This window comes from Anaplasma bovis, assembly GCF_036903315.1.
Lineage (GTDB): Bacteria > Pseudomonadota > Alphaproteobacteria > Rickettsiales > Anaplasmataceae > Anaplasma > Anaplasma bovis.
In genome coordinates this window covers 1-16,537 of record NZ_JAWLNY010000021.1, presented here as the reverse complement: position 1 = coordinate 16,537, position 16,537 = coordinate 1, and the positions used below count along the sequence as shown (strand labels likewise).

The 16,537-nt window shown below is 43.4% G+C and carries 14 protein-coding genes; 8 read left to right on the top strand and 6 right to left on the bottom strand.

The window, feature by feature from the left end; all coding sequences use genetic code 11:
• Positions 1-192: hypothetical protein (locus R4I06_RS02690; RefSeq protein WP_334413995.1), on the top strand; the 192-nt coding region annotated here is incomplete at its 5' end.
• A 24-nt stretch (positions 193-216) separates the two neighbouring features.
• On the opposite strand, the gene R4I06_RS02685 is transcribed toward R4I06_RS02690, so the two are convergent.
• Entirely contained in the window at positions 217-780 is a 564-nt protein-coding gene (locus R4I06_RS02685) for a NifU family protein (RefSeq protein WP_334413994.1), read from the bottom strand.
• A gap of 106 nt (positions 781-886) precedes the next feature.
• Here R4I06_RS02685 and R4I06_RS02680 point away from each other — a divergent pair, with 106 nt between their 5' ends.
• A complete protein-coding gene (locus tag R4I06_RS02680; protein ID WP_334413993.1) occupies positions 887-1,273 on the top strand; it encodes a J domain-containing protein in 387 nt (128 codons plus the stop codon).
• A 57-nt stretch (positions 1,274-1,330) separates the two neighbouring features.
• Here R4I06_RS02680 and R4I06_RS02675 read toward each other — a convergent pair whose 3' ends face one another.
• Entirely contained in the window at positions 1,331-1,972 is a 642-nt protein-coding gene (locus tag R4I06_RS02675; RefSeq protein ID WP_334413992.1) for a cell cycle transcriptional regulator TrcR, read from the bottom strand.
• Between the two features lie 455 nt (positions 1,973-2,427).
• On the opposite strand from R4I06_RS02675, the gene rpmI reads away from it, so the two are divergent.
• The 4 genes from rpmI to R4I06_RS02655 all read left to right on the top strand — a co-directional run bounded on the left by rpmI (position 2,428) and on the right by R4I06_RS02655 (position 4,884).
• A complete protein-coding gene (rpmI, locus tag R4I06_RS02670; protein ID WP_334413991.1) occupies positions 2,428-2,628 on the top strand; it encodes a 50S ribosomal protein L35 in 201 nt (66 codons plus the stop codon).
• A gap of 21 nt (positions 2,629-2,649) precedes the next feature.
• On the top strand, positions 2,650-3,039 hold the full coding sequence (gene rplT / locus R4I06_RS02665) for a 50S ribosomal protein L20 (RefSeq protein ID WP_334413989.1): 390 nt from the start codon (positions 2,650-2,652) through the stop codon (positions 3,037-3,039).
• Positions 3,011-4,063, top strand: a complete 1,053-nt coding sequence (gene pheS / locus R4I06_RS02660) for a phenylalanine--tRNA ligase subunit alpha (RefSeq protein WP_334413988.1) — start codon at positions 3,011-3,013, stop codon at positions 4,061-4,063. Before rplT ends, pheS begins: the two co-directional genes overlap by 29 nt.
• A 104-nt stretch (positions 4,064-4,167) precedes the next feature.
• A complete protein-coding gene (locus R4I06_RS02655) occupies positions 4,168-4,884 on the top strand; it encodes an SDR family NAD(P)-dependent oxidoreductase (protein WP_334413987.1) in 717 nt (238 codons plus the stop codon).
• A 28-nt stretch (positions 4,885-4,912) separates the two neighbouring features.
• Here the strand turns inward: R4I06_RS02655 and rpsP are convergent, their stop codons facing one another.
• A complete protein-coding gene (rpsP, locus tag R4I06_RS02650; RefSeq protein WP_334413985.1) occupies positions 4,913-5,182 on the bottom strand; it encodes a 30S ribosomal protein S16 in 270 nt (89 codons plus the stop codon).
• A 311-nt stretch (positions 5,183-5,493) separates the two neighbouring features.
• Here rpsP and R4I06_RS02645 point away from each other — a divergent pair, with 311 nt between their 5' ends.
• Positions 5,494-6,786, top strand: coding sequence for an MFS transporter (locus R4I06_RS02645; RefSeq protein ID WP_334413984.1), 1,293 nt, complete (start codon positions 5,494-5,496; stop codon positions 6,784-6,786).
• A 76-nt stretch (positions 6,787-6,862) separates the two neighbouring features.
• Here R4I06_RS02645 and R4I06_RS02640 read toward each other — a convergent pair whose 3' ends face one another.
• The 3 genes from R4I06_RS02640 to R4I06_RS02630 form a co-directional block, all read right to left on the bottom strand.
• Positions 6,863-7,030: a Trm112 family protein gene (locus tag R4I06_RS02640; RefSeq protein ID WP_334413997.1), complete on the bottom strand. Its 168-nt coding sequence runs from the start codon at positions 7,028-7,030 to the stop codon at positions 6,863-6,865.
• Entirely contained in the window at positions 7,027-8,064 is a 1,038-nt protein-coding gene (locus R4I06_RS02635) for an extracellular solute-binding protein (RefSeq protein ID WP_334413983.1), read from the bottom strand. Before R4I06_RS02635 ends, R4I06_RS02640 begins: the two co-directional genes overlap by 4 nt.
• Before the next feature lie 223 nt (positions 8,065-8,287).
• A complete protein-coding gene (locus tag R4I06_RS02630; RefSeq protein WP_334413982.1) occupies positions 8,288-12,400 on the bottom strand; it encodes a hypothetical protein in 4,113 nt (1,370 codons plus the stop codon).
• 793 nt (positions 12,401-13,193) lie between these two features.
• Between R4I06_RS02630 and R4I06_RS02625 the strand changes: the two genes are divergently transcribed.
• Positions 13,194-16,537, top strand: a 3,344-nt coding sequence (locus tag R4I06_RS02625) for a hypothetical protein (RefSeq protein ID WP_334413980.1), incomplete at its 3' end; no start/stop codon positions are given.

The window sequence follows — 16,537 nt, the reverse complement described above, 5'->3', positions numbered from 1 at the left end:
AAGAAAGTCCCTCTCCTATCCTCTGTGTCCAAAGCTCTGAAGATAAAATATAAAAAGGCTAAATGCGCTGTTTCTAAAGCGTCCATAACTCATCTAGCTGCAAATGATTCGCCCAGTGAAAAGCTCTCTTCTGCGGATATACGTCCCTTTCCAGATGTCGTACATAAGAAAGTGTCGCTCTCAAGTAGATGAACCTAGCAGAAAATCTATGACAAGCTACACATTCTCAACAGCAGAAATCTCGGGTATGTAGTAACTCAGCATGCCGTAGACTCCGTCCTTCAGAGTCATTTCTGCACTTGGACACCCAGAACATGCGCCGCGAAGATGTACATAAACTACACCTTCCTTGTATCCTCTAAACCTTATGTCTCCGCCATCTTGTGCAACCGCTGGCCTGACATAGTTCTCTATAAGATCTTTTATTTTTTGCACTACAGACTCATCCTTAGCATCAAAAAATTCCTCCTCTTCTGCGGTTGAATCGCCGCTATAAGATGCATCATGTTTGCCAGCAGAAAAATAATCAGTCAGCACCACTAAAACTTCAGGTCTTAGTACGTCCCACGAAATATCCCGTACTTTGGTCACAGAAACAAAGTCGCCCCCAAAATATACGCTCGCAACGCCCTCAACTTCAAACAATAATTTTGCTAAAGGAGAAGTCATAGCCTCACTAGAATTCGAAAATTCTACTCCGCTTTTTGCCACGGGAATTTCAGTATTTAATAAAAACTTTAGAGTATCGGGATTAGGAGTATCCTCAATTTGTATAAACATAAACAAACCTTGCAATGCCACAAACTACCAGAGTATAATCCACGAGAAGTTGCTGAATTTTACGGTAGCTTCCTAGTGTATAGCACAAATTTAGTTCCTTTGTAGCATGCTTTTTGCGTTTTTTGTTCTGATGTGTATAATCGGCTCTCTGTTCGTTTTGCCCGTCGTTATAATGACCATTTATCTTTTCGTAAAACGCAGCAGTGTTTTGCATGCGAGCTTTGGCGAAGACTTCCGTACCATCCTGAATAGAATGATGGGTGACATGCATGAAAGATCGTATCACAGCAAGGGCTTCACACCGCAAAATGACTCGCTATCAAAGGAGGAAGCACTGGAAATATTGGATCTCCCAAATTCGGCAACAAGAGAAGATATAGTGGCTGCTTACCACAAACTTATGAAGTCCTCACATCCAGATAAGGGTGGATCGCCCTATTTTGCGCGCAAGCTGAATCAAGCACGCGACAAGCTACTGGGAAAAAGCAAGTAACGAAAGGTAAGTTTAGAACTAAGTACAGCCAGCAGCTACCTGCTCTTCGCGCAGCGTCTAGGCACTACCGCCATCAACCTGATGTAAGCTCTCTTCCTTACTGCGCCGCATCTCCTCGTTGCTGTTCATCATGTTCCTGACTCTCTGCTCTCTCTCGGCCACCATACGCGCTCTCATAATAGCCTCGTCCAGATCAGCCTGAGTACACAAGCCTAACAGCACCGGATCTCTTGGCTTTATATTGCTGGAGTTCCAATGCTCTCTGTTTCGAACAGCTGTAATAGTGGCCTTGGTAGTTCCTATCAACTTAGCGATTTGAGAATCGTGCATCTCAGAACAGTACTTAAGTATCCAACACACCGCATCGGGTTTATCTCTGCGCCTAGCTACGGGAGTATATCGGACACTCCTCTTCCTGGACAGCTTACCGCTACCAGTACTAGTATAAGAAACGAGCCTAGGTATCCTAGAGGGATCCTTTTGACAGGCCTCTATTTCCTCCTTAGTAACCTGCCCCATCGCTACGGGATTGCATCCTACGACGCCCTTAGCAACTTCTCCATCCGCAATGCCCTTAACCTCCAAAACATGCAGCCCACAAAACTCTGCTATCTGCTTGAAAGTCAGCGCTGTATTATCCACTAGCCACACCGCAACAGCCCTAGGCATCAACGGCGCTCCCTCATTGCTTGACGACATCCCCAAAGAACCCCAACTCAAGAAACTGTATAGACCCAAACACTAGACCACAACCCCTAACAATAGGTTAATCAAATGTCATGCGGGCTTCGCAGCGGATGGTAGCATGTACTCCACCAGTGTCAAGAATTTTCAGCTTTTCCAGAACTCCACAAGTCGTATTATAGGCAATTTCAATGACATTCCTTCAACATGCATAAATAACGTACACCCTAAACCTAGCAACACGCGTGGAGTGCATTGCCAGCATCATGCAAAACTTCAAGTTTACGATGTGCAAGCTCATACATCACCTAATCAATGTATATCCTGCATGGAACACTCGTTATGTATGCACACTCCTGAATTGTAAATTCAAACAACTCCGCTTATGAGTGTTAAAACTGACACCACTCGTATTGACACTATGTAGATAAGTATGTAAGCTGAGTGGTTGTGATGGAGTGCGGGGTCATATGCCTAAGTTAAAGACTAAGTCTTCAGCAAAAAAGAGGCTTAGCGTTACATCAAGTGGTAAATTAGTGTGTGCTCAATCCGGCAAGCGTCATGGAATGACGAAGAGAAGCAAGCGCAGTATCAGGGTTCGTCGTGGAACAGCGGCTTTGAGCGCTGCTGATTCGCGTATAGTGAGCTCATTTATTCCGTACGGTCTTTAGTTTTTATAGATAGGAAATTCGATGGCTAGGGTAAAACGTGGCGTAACTACTAGGGCTAGGCATAAGAAAGTAATCGCTCTCGCTAAGGGCTATAGGGGTCGTTCTAAGAATTGCTATCGTGCGGCTTTGCAGCGCTATGAGAAAGCACTCGCTTATGCATACAGAGACAGGCGTAATCGTAAGAGAGATTTCCGTCGTCTGTGGATCATAAGGATAAACGCAGCGGCTAGGCTTTGTGGGCTGAAGTATTCTGAGTTTATGAAGGGGCTCGAGTTGTGCGGCATAAATCTAAATCGGAAAGTTTTGGCGGATATGGCTGTTAACGACAAAGCTTGTTTTGATAACCTGGTCAGCATCGTTTCTAGTGCGCATAGTGTGCAAAATGCAGCAGCTACTCAGCAGGATACGTGATCTTGGCTCAGAGGCCAGTGTTTCCGTTGATTCTTGTTCTTCCATTGAAGAGTTAGAGGCAGTAAGGTCCAAGTACTTGGGAAAATCTGGTTCTTTGGTGTCTTTGCTCCGAGGACTTTCTGGCATTCCAAATGTTGATGAGCGAAAGCATGTCGGGGAACTGTTGAATTCTGTGTGCTCCAGTTTGAAGGCTACAATAAACGACAAAAGGGCATCTTTTTCGCGTGCAGCAATGTATGAGCGCCTTGCTAAGGAGCGGCTAGATGTAACCCTGCCTGCAAGAATGCGAGTCCGTGGTAAAATGCATCCGATATCAAGAGTCATAGCTGAAATAAGGGTGATCTTGTCTTCTCTTGGTTTTTCTTTCACCGATGGTCCGGACATTGAAGATGAATTCCATGTTTTTGACGCGTTGAACACTCCTGCACATCACCCTGCGCGAGACAAGAATGACACCTTTTATCTAGCAAAGTCACTGAATGGAAAGCGGATGTTGTTACGTACTCACACATCATCTGTGCAGATTAGAGTGATGGAAGGGGGATCTTTGTCGTTTCCTATAAAAATATTTTCGGTGGGAAAGGTCTATAGAAACGACTGGGACGCTACTCATAGTCCGATGTTTCACCAAGCTGAGGGCCTTTTTGTAGATGAAGGCGTCAATATGGGGCATTTGAAGTATTCTATTGACTGTATCGTTCGTCGGCTCTTCGGAAATGCTGTAGAATACCGTACGAGAGCAAGTTTTTTCCCATTCACCGAGCCATCGCTGGAAATTGACATAAAAAATGAACATGGAAAGTGGGTTGAGATTTTAGGTTGTGGTATGGTTCACCACAGAGTATTGGAAAATGTAAATATAGACTATGAGAGGTATAGTGGATTCGCATTTGGCATTGGAATAGAGAGGGTTGCTATGCTCAAGTACGGCATAAGCGATCTTAGAAGTCTATATGGGAATCAACCTGCGTGGTTAGAGCATTATGGATTTTGCTTCACCGATATTATAGACATCGCACGCTAAAACGCGCTATGAAGGGAAGCAATTTTGCGTAACACATTATCGGGAACTTAAATTTCACTTGCAAACGGTGCAGGTGGGTGTTTTTTCTATCATGTTGGTTTGCTGTGAGGCGTGGCATGCATACAAGACGCAGTGTAATTATAACAGGAGCTGCACGCAGAATAGGCAGAGCCATGGCTATTTTCATGGCAGCAAAGCACGGCTTTGATATTGTTGCACATTACAACACTTCTCGCGCAGATGCTCTCAGCTTGCAGAGCATTATACAGAACAAGTACGGCAGAAAGTGTGTACTGTTTGAAGCAGATTTATGCGATTTTTCCTCAATTGCAAAGCTTATATCGTCCTCGTTCTCAGCGGTACAGAATTGCAACGTACTGATAAATAATGCCTCTTTGTTTTACGAAAATACCTTAGAAAACTGCACGGAATCAGACTTCGCACGTGATTATAATATACACGTTAGGGCCCCTATCTTTCTCACAAAATATTTTGCATCTAGGTGTGCCCCAGGAGGGAAAATAGTAAACGTAATAGATTCAAACATTACAAGGAATAGCACAAAATATTTTACGTATTTGCTGTCAAAAAAGTCATTAGCAGACTTCACAGAACTTGCTGCTTCAGAGCTTGCTCTTTCTTCGATACACATAAACGCAATTTGCCCCACAAAGGTTTACGACGGCGACATGGAGCATCTAGAATCGCTGGACGATGTAACAAAGTCTGCAAGATTATGCAATTTCCTGGAGATAATAGAGGATCTTATAAGCCCATCCTGTACAAAAAACGGAGAAATCCTTCACTGCACAAACGCCTAGAGCACACCCATAATACAGGACACTACAGCTACGCGGACTTACTCTTTACTTCAACGAAGCCTTTCTTTATGAACCAAGACACCCTGTCAGTCGGTTGAGCACCTACTCCTAGCCAGTAGCTTAACCTCTCCTGGTTTATTTTCAGGAACCCAGGCTCACCGCAAGACACCATAGGATCGTAAAAACCCAGCTGCTCTATAAACTTCCCATCTCTTTGCACGCGAGAATCAGAAACGACAACCCTGTAGAAGGGTCTGCCTTTTGCACCCAATCTCATCAACCTTATCTTTACGGACATCCTATAAAAGCTTCCAATACAACGAACTATTGATTGTATCACCAGTGTACTTGGAGTCAATTTAAAAAAATTTTCAACAGTTTGCTGACAAAAGCCGCATTGTATCGTAGAATCACAGGCACTGTTTGTGTGGTGTAGTTGCAGCTGTTTCCTGCTCCAGGTAGTCTGCCATTGAGGGTGATCGCCTGATTCTATCGCAACTCGTGTCGAATGTGATTCGTTTGTGTGCCACAGTAATTTGACCTGTGCCGAGTTTCTTGGCGTTACCTAGGGGTCCTGCGCTCTGCGTGATTTTATCAGTCGGAGGTTCTATGAATAGAGGCAAAGTTAGGAAGGCCGTGCTATCGACAATAGTGTGCAACACTCTTGTATGGTACGATTATATATTGTTTGGAAGCCTTGCAAGCACAATAGGAGAGCTTTTTTTCCCCCAAAGTGACAAGTATTCTTCTTTGCTCAGTAGTTTTTGCGTCTTCGCGGTTGGATTTTGCATGAGACCATTTGGAGCAAGCATATTCGGACATATAGGCGATAAGTACGGCAGAAGGGCTGCTCTTATTATTTCTATAATTTCAATGTCTGTACCGATAGGGTTTATGGCTATCGTTCCTACTTATCAGAGCGTGGGGATTCTTGCTCCAGTGTTGCTTGTAGCTTGCAGGCTGTTACAGGGAATATCACTGGGAGGCGAAGCAGGCAATGCCACGTTTCTTATAGAGCACTCAAAGGCAAAAAACACGGGTTTATTCGGTAGTTTAGAGGTGTTGAGCGCAGTTTTGGGTGCAGTATTTGCTATGGCTGTGAAGCTGTTGTCGTTGTACATATCAGGAGACGAATTCAATGTGTGGGGGTGGAGAATTCCCTTTGTAATTGGCTTTGTCATAGGAATAATCAGTATATACATAAGGATGAGGGGTGGTGAAAGCCCTGCTTATGAGGCACACGTTGAACGAGAAGGTGTAACCAAGTCCCCTGTAGGATATCTGTTTAGGAACTACAAGAGGCCGCTGTTACTTGCGATATGCATTGACTGCATAGAGAACTGTTCTTTCCACATCTTAATGGTGTTTTTCATAAGTTTTATAAGAGATTTCTCTGACATTGTAACTATAAGCCCTCAGACTGGGGAAATGGTTGAACTGATAAGCGTCATAATAAGCGGTGTGTTAACAGTAGCTTTCGGTGCACTATCTGACGTGGTTGGAAGAAAGAGAGTCATGGGTTTTGCTTCCGTTGGGCTATTTATTGTTGGAATACCGGTACTCTGGATGCTAAGCCAGGGAAATCTCACATACATTGTGATTGGCTATCTACTCTTTATAGTGCCATTTGCAGCAACCCTTGGGCCATCCAGTGCAGCAATGTCTGAACTATTCCCTACGAACGTAAGATATACAGGGTTCGCTATCTCAAGAAACGTATCTGCCATTTGCGGTGGTACAGCTCCGGCAATGTGCACTTGGCTAATACACGCGACAGGCTATAGGCTGGCTCCTGGAGCGTATGTGATGTTTTGGGCACTTGTGGCATTCATTGCCTTAAGTCTGATAAAGGACGGAGACGTTTACAGAGATTGGTTGGTGAAGTCTTCAAAAACCAAATAAAGTTTAGGGGTATCGCTCCATAGAAGCGGAGCGATACATACTACCCGTGTCGCAATGAAGAAAGCTCACATTGAACTCAACTTAACTCCCTCGCCTCATGCGGCAACATTATTGGAATACCCTCACGTACTGGGAACGCAAGGCCAGCGTCTTTGCTCACCAACTCGCTATTCTCAGCATCATAAACCAGCTCTCCCCCTGTTATTGGGCAAACCAGCACACTTAGTATCTTTTCATCCACTATTTCCATCCTTCTTCATCGGCAACTCTAACTGCCTCACCAGTGTACTTTTCCAAGTCTCCTAGCGGCAGTCTACTTTCACGGAACTTACCCCAAGATCTAAGCACATCAGAGCTAGGTACGCCACGAACTATGGGATATTCCTGATTAGCATCTGCATAAATTCTTTGCGCATCTTCACTAACCAAGAACTCGAGAAGTTTTATAGCACTCTCCTTGTTTTTAGCATGCTTTGCCACGGCCCCGCCACTGATATTCATCATGACACCTGTACCTTTCTGGTTAGGGAAAAACACAGCCAATTTCTCTGCTACTTTCCGGTTTGCTGCAGTAGTAGAAGCGCTCACCCTTCCCCAGTAGTAGCTGTTTACTATAGCTATGGCACCCTCACCCGCAGCTGCAGCATATATTTGATCGGTATCTCCACCGCTGGGCTTGCGAGCAAAGTTTTTAACTAGCCCCCTGACCCACTGCCTAGTGGCAGTTACACCATTATTGGCAATCATGAAGGCTAGCAACGACTGGTTATACGGACTGCTGGAAGATCTGACCAGAATGCTGCCTTTCCACTTAGGATTGGCAAGATCTTCATATGTACTCAGGTCATTGGCACTGACCATATCCTTGTTGTAGACTATCACCCTAGCACGCTTAGTCAGTCCGAACCAGTATCCATCATGATCCCTATATACTTCGGGAATTGCTTTTTCCAATACTCCGGACCTGACAGGCTGCAACAGTCCTTTTTTCTTCGCTAATATCAAATTCACCGCATCAGCAGTGAGAAACACATCTGCCTTACTGTAAGGACCTTCGCTTTCCATTCTAGCTATAAGTTGTGCAGCTTCATCATTTATGTATTTGACTTCTACACCAGTTTGCTTGGTAAACTTCTTGAATAGATCCCGCAGCAGTTCCTCTTTTCTGGAAGAATAAACATTTACTACCTGTACCCCTGTGGCATTGTGTTTGCTGTACCAAAACCCTACACCAAGACCTATGCAGATACAACACAGTAGAATTGCAAAACTTCTCATAACATAACACCTCACTGCCTTTCCGCGCCGCTATATAATAAGAAGCTTTTCTTTAAACACAAAGCAAGTATTTTTCACTTTAGCAATACATTGGCTCCTTTATACACAACTTCTTTAATTGTTGTGTCACATACCTATGATAAGGGTGCGACAGGCACTTAACGCACCTATCACACCCTGTAAGCCTTTCAAACTTTTATAGATCTAGTTGATAGGTCTTTCCTCAGTAATATGCGCCTTCTTCCATACCTAATATGCTCATTGCTCCGCCTCCCACATTAGGAACGTGCTCTGACATGCCATCCCACCTGTGGTGTAGATAATGATCATGGTCTTTAAGGCCCTCTGGAGGGGTTCCTACTTGCATGTACATAACAATATCACGTACCTGCTTCTGCGAGTTTTCAGGCGTAGCATCAACGTGTGGAATTACAGGTTCCATATCTCCATGCCCCAAGCTGCATCCCGGCATGTCATGAAAACTACCTTTTGGATTTTCGAGCAAGCCACCATAACTTACGCTCATATTGCTTGATAGCACACCAACTTCTGTGTTTCCATGGTACAGATGCACCGCAGATGTACTCCCTACTGGCAGTATATCTGGTGTGGAATAAAATTTTTCACCAGCGTGACGCATTGCAAATAGCGTATTGTCAGAATACATATTCAGATCAACGGGTACCAACACCATTGCGCCGCCATAGCCACGTGAAATAACATTCTCATGCACTAAAATAGGGTTTATGTACCTATGATTCGCTATATCGTCCATCATGCCAACTGGATTTTCACTACCATTTGAGGTACATGGCACCAAGAATTTTTTTCCACTTAGAGTGACCACTTTCAGGTGGGTAATACTTTCTGGAAACTGAACATGACTTCCAGTACTCTGCTTAAGAATGCTTAGGCTGTAGACAGGGACATCCTCACCGTCTACAACTTTGTGTCCAGTAATTTTCATAGTGATAGAAGTGTCTCCCAACTCCGTGCTTTCTGAATAAGTAATGTCTCTGTAAATCTTTACCTCTTGAGGTAAGACGCAGTGACCACCTTGTGTCTTATCTTCGAGGCTATGCTCGGTTTCTTCAAATACATGGGTAACGGTATCCGTTTGCTGTGTGTCGTGTACATTAGGAGAAACAGGATTTTGTTGATCCCCTTCATCTTGTTGGTCCCCTTCTCGTGCTCTCTGATAGAAGGAATAGTAATTGCTGTACCCGCTATCAGTGCCTAAATCACCTTCCCCGCTCAGGGTAAGTCTTTTTAGCCCTGGGCCGGAGTTTTCTACTTCAACCTCATGATGGTATAAGGACGAAATAAAGTCACTGTGGCTATAGCTACGGTCAAACGACAAGAATACATCTCCTTGGAAAAACGTTGGGGCGCTAGCAAGCTCTCCAATCTTTTCACCAGATGATTCATCTATTATCGCTACCCTAGTCATATACGTGTTACCTGCGGCAGTCCGCAATGGATTACCATTACTATCCTTAGGTACGGATGGATCATTTATGTCTGGAGCAATTTTGAACAGCTTACCCGTAACATACTTGGAAAAATCTATAAGTTCAAATCGTGCGTGCCTAGACACGCTTTCCATTTCCATGCGTCCATAAGCAAAAATAGGATCTATATATGCATATTGTCCTATATCCTCTGGCATCCCATGTGGATTTATATTCCCAGTTTTGGTACAAGGGACAAGGAATATGTTCTCCCTTTCGTCTCTTACCAACTTCAAGTGCGTTATGGATTCAGGCAACTGAAATCTCTTATCAACCACCCTATCTCCTATAAACAAATTAGGGGCATCAATAGTATTACCCTGGTCATCTTTTCTGTCCTCGCTTATATAAAACTCCATACTGGACAATTTCTGTATAAGCATCTTATCACCCATTTTTACAGAGGCCTCATATCTGTCATCACTGACGTCTTCAGTACCCCTATCTTCAACTTTGGGCCCCTTTACTGCATAGGCTTTTTCCTGATCTAATTGAGCATTTTTCCGTTCGTCATGTGTTACAATACTAATCCCTTTAGATACAGGAAAACTTTCACTGTGGCCCGTACCCTTGGACACAAGATCTAAAAACCTATTGACTTCTACTTGAGCTTGCTCACTGCGCACATCATCAACTTCTACATCAGACACTAAGTTGACCCTCTTGCCGCCTGCAGGGTCCTCGGTGACAACTATAAGCGGAGAACCGGGGTATGTGGTATGTAGACCTTTTAGTGTATTGGACACAATACACCTATCGACAACACGCCCCTCACTGTCTGTATATCTGGTATATACACCTACATTAGTAGGAAGTTCTCCAATTTTTTTATAGTCCCCATATGCAGACACTGCGCTAAGGTCACCTTTCCCATTGATTTCTAGGGTTATTATGTTACCCAAACGACTTGAAGCTGCTTCTTCAAAGCTATCTGGCCCTACACCGACTACTGCTCCTGGATCTATGTACACAAGAGATCTAAGAATCCTTCCTAACATACCCGCTTCTTCTGTGCCTGTATCAACACCTAATACAAGCGATTGTACGATCTCAGAAGTATACGTTTCATAAGCATGAATCATCTTGAGAATTACTTCTAGTATCTCAGAATTTGGTACATCGGTCCCCAACTTTGCGCTAGTAAAGCCTTCTATATCAACGAAATCCCTATAGCGTTCATCTGTTATATCCGGTATGCTCTTCTTTAACAGGGCATACATGTGGTCTATGTTAGAAAACAATGCCTTTTGGGTCTTCACATCCATTGCCGCAATGTGATCTAGATATGCCCAGTGCATCTCGTTCTTCAATAGTCTCAAATCTTCAAAGCTTCTGTCGTATTTTCCTAGCACTTCTGCCATTCCGTTTACGACAAAATCCTCCGCACTTCTGAAGTACTCGTTACCTTCTGAATCGCAATAGACGTACTTACGTCCATAAATGGTGTCCACAGCCTTTAGGTTGTAGTACTTACTATCTATTCTTATAAGGTCATTGGTACTTGTATTAAGCACCCTTATTACACCTTTGCTAGATATGTGTTCCACTGGTGAAAGAGTGCCAACTTCTCGATGATCTTTGTCTTCCAATTTGACAGTAAATACCTCAGCTTTCTTCACTTCTCCTGCATCAATGATGTTTGCGTAGCCAATTCTTTCACCTCGCACAGCAGACAACATTTCATGATTATTAGAGAAATTCCCAACTGTGTTTTCTGACAACCAACTCATGAATTCTGCCGAAAGTGCGTCTACACCTTCAGGCAATATTGCTTTTGAAGGCGAGTCTCCGTAAAGCGTTTTCTCTTGTAACGACGCCTTATACGAACTGTTAAATGTTTCAGAAATTATCCCGGGTTTGTTCTCTTGCAGGTATTTTACAATAGCTCTATTCATGCCGTATACGAGCTTGTTGTAATTATTGCTGTCGTTATATTCCTTTACTACATCTAAAGCCTCCTCGACATTTTCCGCACGTCTTATCCTGGCATAATCAGTGTTCTTAATAACAACTTCATGCTTCCTTAGAAGGTCTAACACTTCATCTCCAGTGCTGACATGCTTTTTCTCTACCTTGCGGAAAAAACTTTTCAGCTCTTTCTGCTGGATCTTCCTTGCCTCTACTATGGAAGCAATTTCACTGATGGTCCTTGCCTCTCTTAGCTCCGCATCTTCATTAAGAAGTTTTAGAATACCTTCAGCTTTCCCCATGAAGTCCAAATTCACTTTTTTGTTGTTCTGAACTATGTACTGTATGTAATCTGCTATTCCTTCTCCCAAAAATCGCGCGCTTTCGTCACGACTGTGTAGTCCTCCTGTTGCGTAGTATTCCAACTGGTGGGTTAATTCATGCGCCAGATTCCCTACTTTGTTTTTTCCAAGTTGCGCAGCATATATCTTACCATGGTCAGGCCAGCATATACCTGAAGAACTTCTTTCTCTTCCCATGTCCTGCATGGAATCTGCGAGTGAGCGCTTGTCGTCAAATAAGTATAAAGTAATTTTTCGTGGTTCCTCAGAGGCAGGTATAGCTCCAAATTCCGCTTCAAATGCCTTTAATGTCTTCCTTATTGTGGATTTGGCACTCTTTAGCGCAGACTCACTCATCTCTGATACAGTACGTATTTCTATATCTAGACCCATTTGGGAAACTGCCTTTCCATTCACTTGGTATGTTATTTGAAAGTCTTTCTCAACGTCTGCGAAACTCTTGAAGCCACTTGCCTGTTCACCACTCCACTCTAGGGGCTTCACCTCTTCTGGAGCACCCTTCGTAGTCTCTTTTCCATCACGTACTATAACGCGCTTATTTATTGAAGATTTCATTGTAGATACCTTGAATATTGATAAAAATTCCTCTCAATCACCTTACCTTTATGCATCGTGCAACAGGTATCCTTCAGATGCGGGAAGTATGAACTATCGGCCAAAAACAACAGGTTCGTGCATGTTTCGCCGCCCGGTGGTAGAGAAGTTTCGTTGTCGACTCATTTTAGAATGCGGACAAAGACCTTACGTGCGAGAGAACTAAACCTCGCAATGTACATTTGTTAATCACTTTCATTCTCGTTACACTCCTACATCTTGAATTACGAGGAATTACTCTTGTTGTTGCTCTTTGTTTCGGTCCCACCAAAACATGAGCTATGTTGCAATGAGTCAAACTGGATTTTGTATCGTGTTGTACGTCGCTAAAACGCTACCATAGCGAAAAAGGCCATACACTACATGAAGGCAGCATCTCATGTTTTAGAATATGAGATCGCTGCAGATATTTCATGGTATACGGCACCTATAACGCCCTTCTATGCGTGCTTATAGCACCAACGCTTCACAATACTAATTCTCAACAAATGCTATTCCCGTTGAGAAGGCGTAGAATAAAGCACACATTGCTTGATAAAGTCAAATTTTATCTTCCTATCTACACAATACACGGCTCTGGGGGCTACTTAGCACACAATTCCCAAAATGCTTCATATCCTAACCCTCTATCTGGTGGCAAGAACTCAACATGCAGCATACAAACTAATCGGGCACCTCCCAACTTAAATTGAAACAGTTTCATGAATTTTTAACTCGAATTACATATCAATTTCCGACCTTACTTTATTAGTGTATGACAGAAAAAAATTTGATATATCCTAATGGATATGCTGCGAGTCCCATTTACGGGAAACAGATAAAGATATTTGCCGGTAACGAGCTAGAAGATAGTATGGAGGAAGCGCGCTATCTGAGGGCATTAGCGCAAACCGACACGGGCACGATATATCACCTACCTTATCTTAGGTACTATTTTTTAGGAAACCAAATAGTGTACCAGGACAGCAATGTGATGCTCTCCATTCCTCCTGAGTATCATTATTTGAGACCATTTCTGGTAGAGAATTCCCTCCCGGGGGAAGATTCAGCGCCAAATATTAAGTTGAGATTCTGCAATAAATATGGCGCACCACTAGAGGTTGCACACTTTCGTGAAGTACACACATTTATCCCCCGGGAGATAAAAACTGGCACCACACCTTCGTGCACAAATCTTGAATACCTGAAAACACACACCTCCATCCTACAGGACGTTACATCAGCTATAGATAACGCTACAAACTCTCCAGCTGCAACATATGCTGAAGGGCTTATATACAAATTGATGCATGATGATCATGATTCCAGCTCACACGAGAAATCCGTTTATATTTACGATATTTCCCACCAAGAGAATCAAGAGAATCTCGCGGTTCCTCTTAGCAAGGTAGGTAAACTTTTCAACGAGGGAATGGTTTTCAAGATGTGCAAGGACGGATTCTCCTTAATACATCTGAGAAGTGATATGTACGTCGATGATTCCCCTCTCAGGCCATCAGAAAGCATACATATAAACTGGAAAGAAGTTCTACAGGACCCCGAACAAGCACTCGATATTATAAACTCTTCACTGGAGAATTATCCTATATATCTGTTGATAAATGACCGGCAAACGTCTTTATCTAAGGACCTTTCGCCTGGAGTCACTTTAGTAGAAGAAGCATCATCTGCAATAGCGCTACTTAAGCAGGTAAAATTACTTGCTACAGAGGGCTCTGATGCCTCTCAGCACATCCTTCCAGGGGAATATGCTATCCCGATACATGTAGGAAATGCTTTAGAGAATGCGGTTTCCTCAGATTCTGAAGGTATATCTGCGCGAGAAATAACAGCGATTTTAAAGGAGTCAGAAATTTCGCTATCACCGTCTGAAGAGAGGAGAGTTATCCCAATTTTCTTGGATGAAACACAGCAATTCATGTACGCACCTTGCATAATAGAAAAAACTGGGGACAACAATCTCAGGATACTGTGCGATACCGCTAATGCTGTTTCAGAACCCGTGTCTTACTCAAGTGAGTTATTGAGATCATTCACAAAAAAGAATTTCCCATATTACATGTCGAAAACCCCTTCATACACGCACATTGAAGAGGGAGCAGTAGAAACTTCACTGCCGCAAGAAACTGCCGCAATTCTTGCTGAGGAGGACACCTGGGAAGAAGAAGATGATGAATTGGATGAGGACCAGTGGGAAATAGGTGGCGACTATATACAACTTTGGAGCGCCCCCGTATACGTTGAGTCAGTTGATGTAGGAAGTACCGGTGTCGCTCTCCATGAAGGATATACCACCTTACTAAGAAAGACCAGAGATGTACATACAGAGGCCACTAGCACGCAGCCAGCTGGATCTGTGTTTATAGGAAAAGCAATACAACTTCCCATGGATGTCCTTCAAAACACTCAGGATGTTCTATATTACGCGGGGATAGCACTGAAAAATGGAATGAAGAAGGAAATTTCCCCCTACGGATATTACTTTGTAGACGAACTACTTCTATGCAAAGGCACCGACGGCAACACGGTAGAAATTCCGCCAAAATATCAATTTCTGAAGGCCGTTCCAACGCGTTTAAATACCGGCGACATACAGTACAAATTCGTATTTTCTGACAAGAATGGTGCTCTCATCACTCCATCTGAATTAGAAACTACGGATTACATACAGCAACTAGACGGTAAGCTGCCAGAGAGTCTTTCAGACGTTATGCCGTATGTATCAGACCATATACCAAATTTGACATCAGCAGAAAATTCTGGCCCCGTATTTTCGATAATAAAGAAGGGTTATCTTGCACTTCTAGCAGATAACGATGGAAAAGAAGTGGGAAGATTGGAAAACAATCCTATGTTCCTTCGCATACACCGCGATTCTACTAACACTCCCCAGGTATTTTTGCAACTAGACGATGAGGCAATATCTATACCTCTCAAACCTGCAAAACCTACACAAGCATATTCGTCAGCATATTTGTATTTGAGCCCTTCGGGACTTTTCCTGCACGTTGGTCAAAAGATGCTTCCCAAGTCCATCCTCAATGCAACTCGTGTCAAATCTGATGAAAATCTACAAAACTTTGTATCTTCTCTGGAAGATTTTTTGTTACACAGAAAACTGCCAAGTGAAGGGGCAACAGTAGTAAAATTGTCTTTGCAGCAGATGCCAGATTCGCCCAACCTATGGGAAACAAAAGCGATGCTGCGGAAAAACACATACAGAGACTTAGAGGTCGCTAACGGAAAACTGCTAGTACAGAAAGCCTCCCATATATTGGTTCACGTAGCTCCTGATCAAGAGCCCAGAATCTTATGCTCTCATGTTTCAGACCTCTCACCCTCGTACGTGCCCCGTGTTGATCCCCACCACACGGAAAGTGAGGACTCTATAATAACTCTTAAAAAGGGAATTGCGCTACTCGTGCGTAATTCTACTCTGCTATCAGAACTTAGGAACATACCAACACATTACACTTTGCAGCATAGATCTGAGCATGAAATTCCACCAGTAGAGCACGTAGCCATAGATAGCGCTGACTCTGACACGAAACCAAAAACAGTAGTATCAGATCCTAATGAAAAATCTAAGGCGGCATTACAACATACTGGTCAGGATACAAAACCTGCGGATAACAGGAACCTTAACTTAAATGTAGATAGCACCAAATCTGACGATAATCTCAAATCTGAAGGTATTACTAACCACAAACCAGAGCGCAAACCCGTTACTCAGGGCCAGAATCTTGCAGTAGTAACCGAATCTGCCGTTAATCCTAAATCTGATCCCGAAGGCAAGAACCCTGCAGTAGTCCAAAAATCTGCCACTAACCCTGCACCAGCACCCGAGACTTCGGTGCCACAGCCTACAGAAAAGCCTCCTATAGTCACAACAGATTCTGCAATGACAGTATCAGAGCACAAACTCGGAGATGACGCCTCATCTACACAAGAACCCACAGCCTTAACACCAGATCCTACCTCTCAAGATGACGCTCCCCCTGTCAAAGGTGAAACACACTCAGACGCTGAAGTCTCAGCAGAAACCGAAACCTTATTACCGGAACCTGGCACTACGGGTAACACTAATCAGAAACCTCA

Bases quoted from the DNA above. Each gene is read 5' to 3' on its own strand.
- R4I06_RS02680 (WP_334413993.1), top strand. From the start codon at position 887: ATGCTTTTTGCGTTTTTTGTTCTGATGTGTATAATCGGCTCTCTGTTC.
- rplT (WP_334413989.1), top strand. From the start codon at position 2,650: ATGGCTAGGGTAAAACGTGGCGTAACTACTAGGGCTAGGCATAAGAAA.
- rpsP (WP_334413985.1), bottom strand. From the start codon at position 5,182: ATGTCCGTAAAGATAAGGTTGATGAGATTGGGTGCAAAAGGCAGACCC.
- pheS (WP_334413988.1), top strand. From the start codon at position 3,011: ATGCAGCAGCTACTCAGCAGGATACGTGATCTTGGCTCAGAGGCCAGT.
- R4I06_RS02645 (WP_334413984.1), top strand. From the start codon at position 5,494: ATGAATAGAGGCAAAGTTAGGAAGGCCGTGCTATCGACAATAGTGTGC.
- R4I06_RS02675 (WP_334413992.1), bottom strand. From the start codon at position 1,972: ATGTCGTCAAGCAATGAGGGAGCGCCGTTGATGCCTAGGGCTGTTGCG.
- rpmI (WP_334413991.1), top strand. From the start codon at position 2,428: ATGCCTAAGTTAAAGACTAAGTCTTCAGCAAAAAAGAGGCTTAGCGTT.
- R4I06_RS02685 (WP_334413994.1), bottom strand. From the start codon at position 780: ATGTTTATACAAATTGAGGATACTCCTAATCCCGATACTCTAAAGTTT.
- R4I06_RS02630 (WP_334413982.1), bottom strand. From the start codon at position 12,400: ATGAAATCTTCAATAAATAAGCGCGTTATAGTACGTGATGGAAAAGAG.
- R4I06_RS02635 (WP_334413983.1), bottom strand. From the start codon at position 8,064: ATGAGAAGTTTTGCAATTCTACTGTGTTGTATCTGCATAGGTCTTGGT.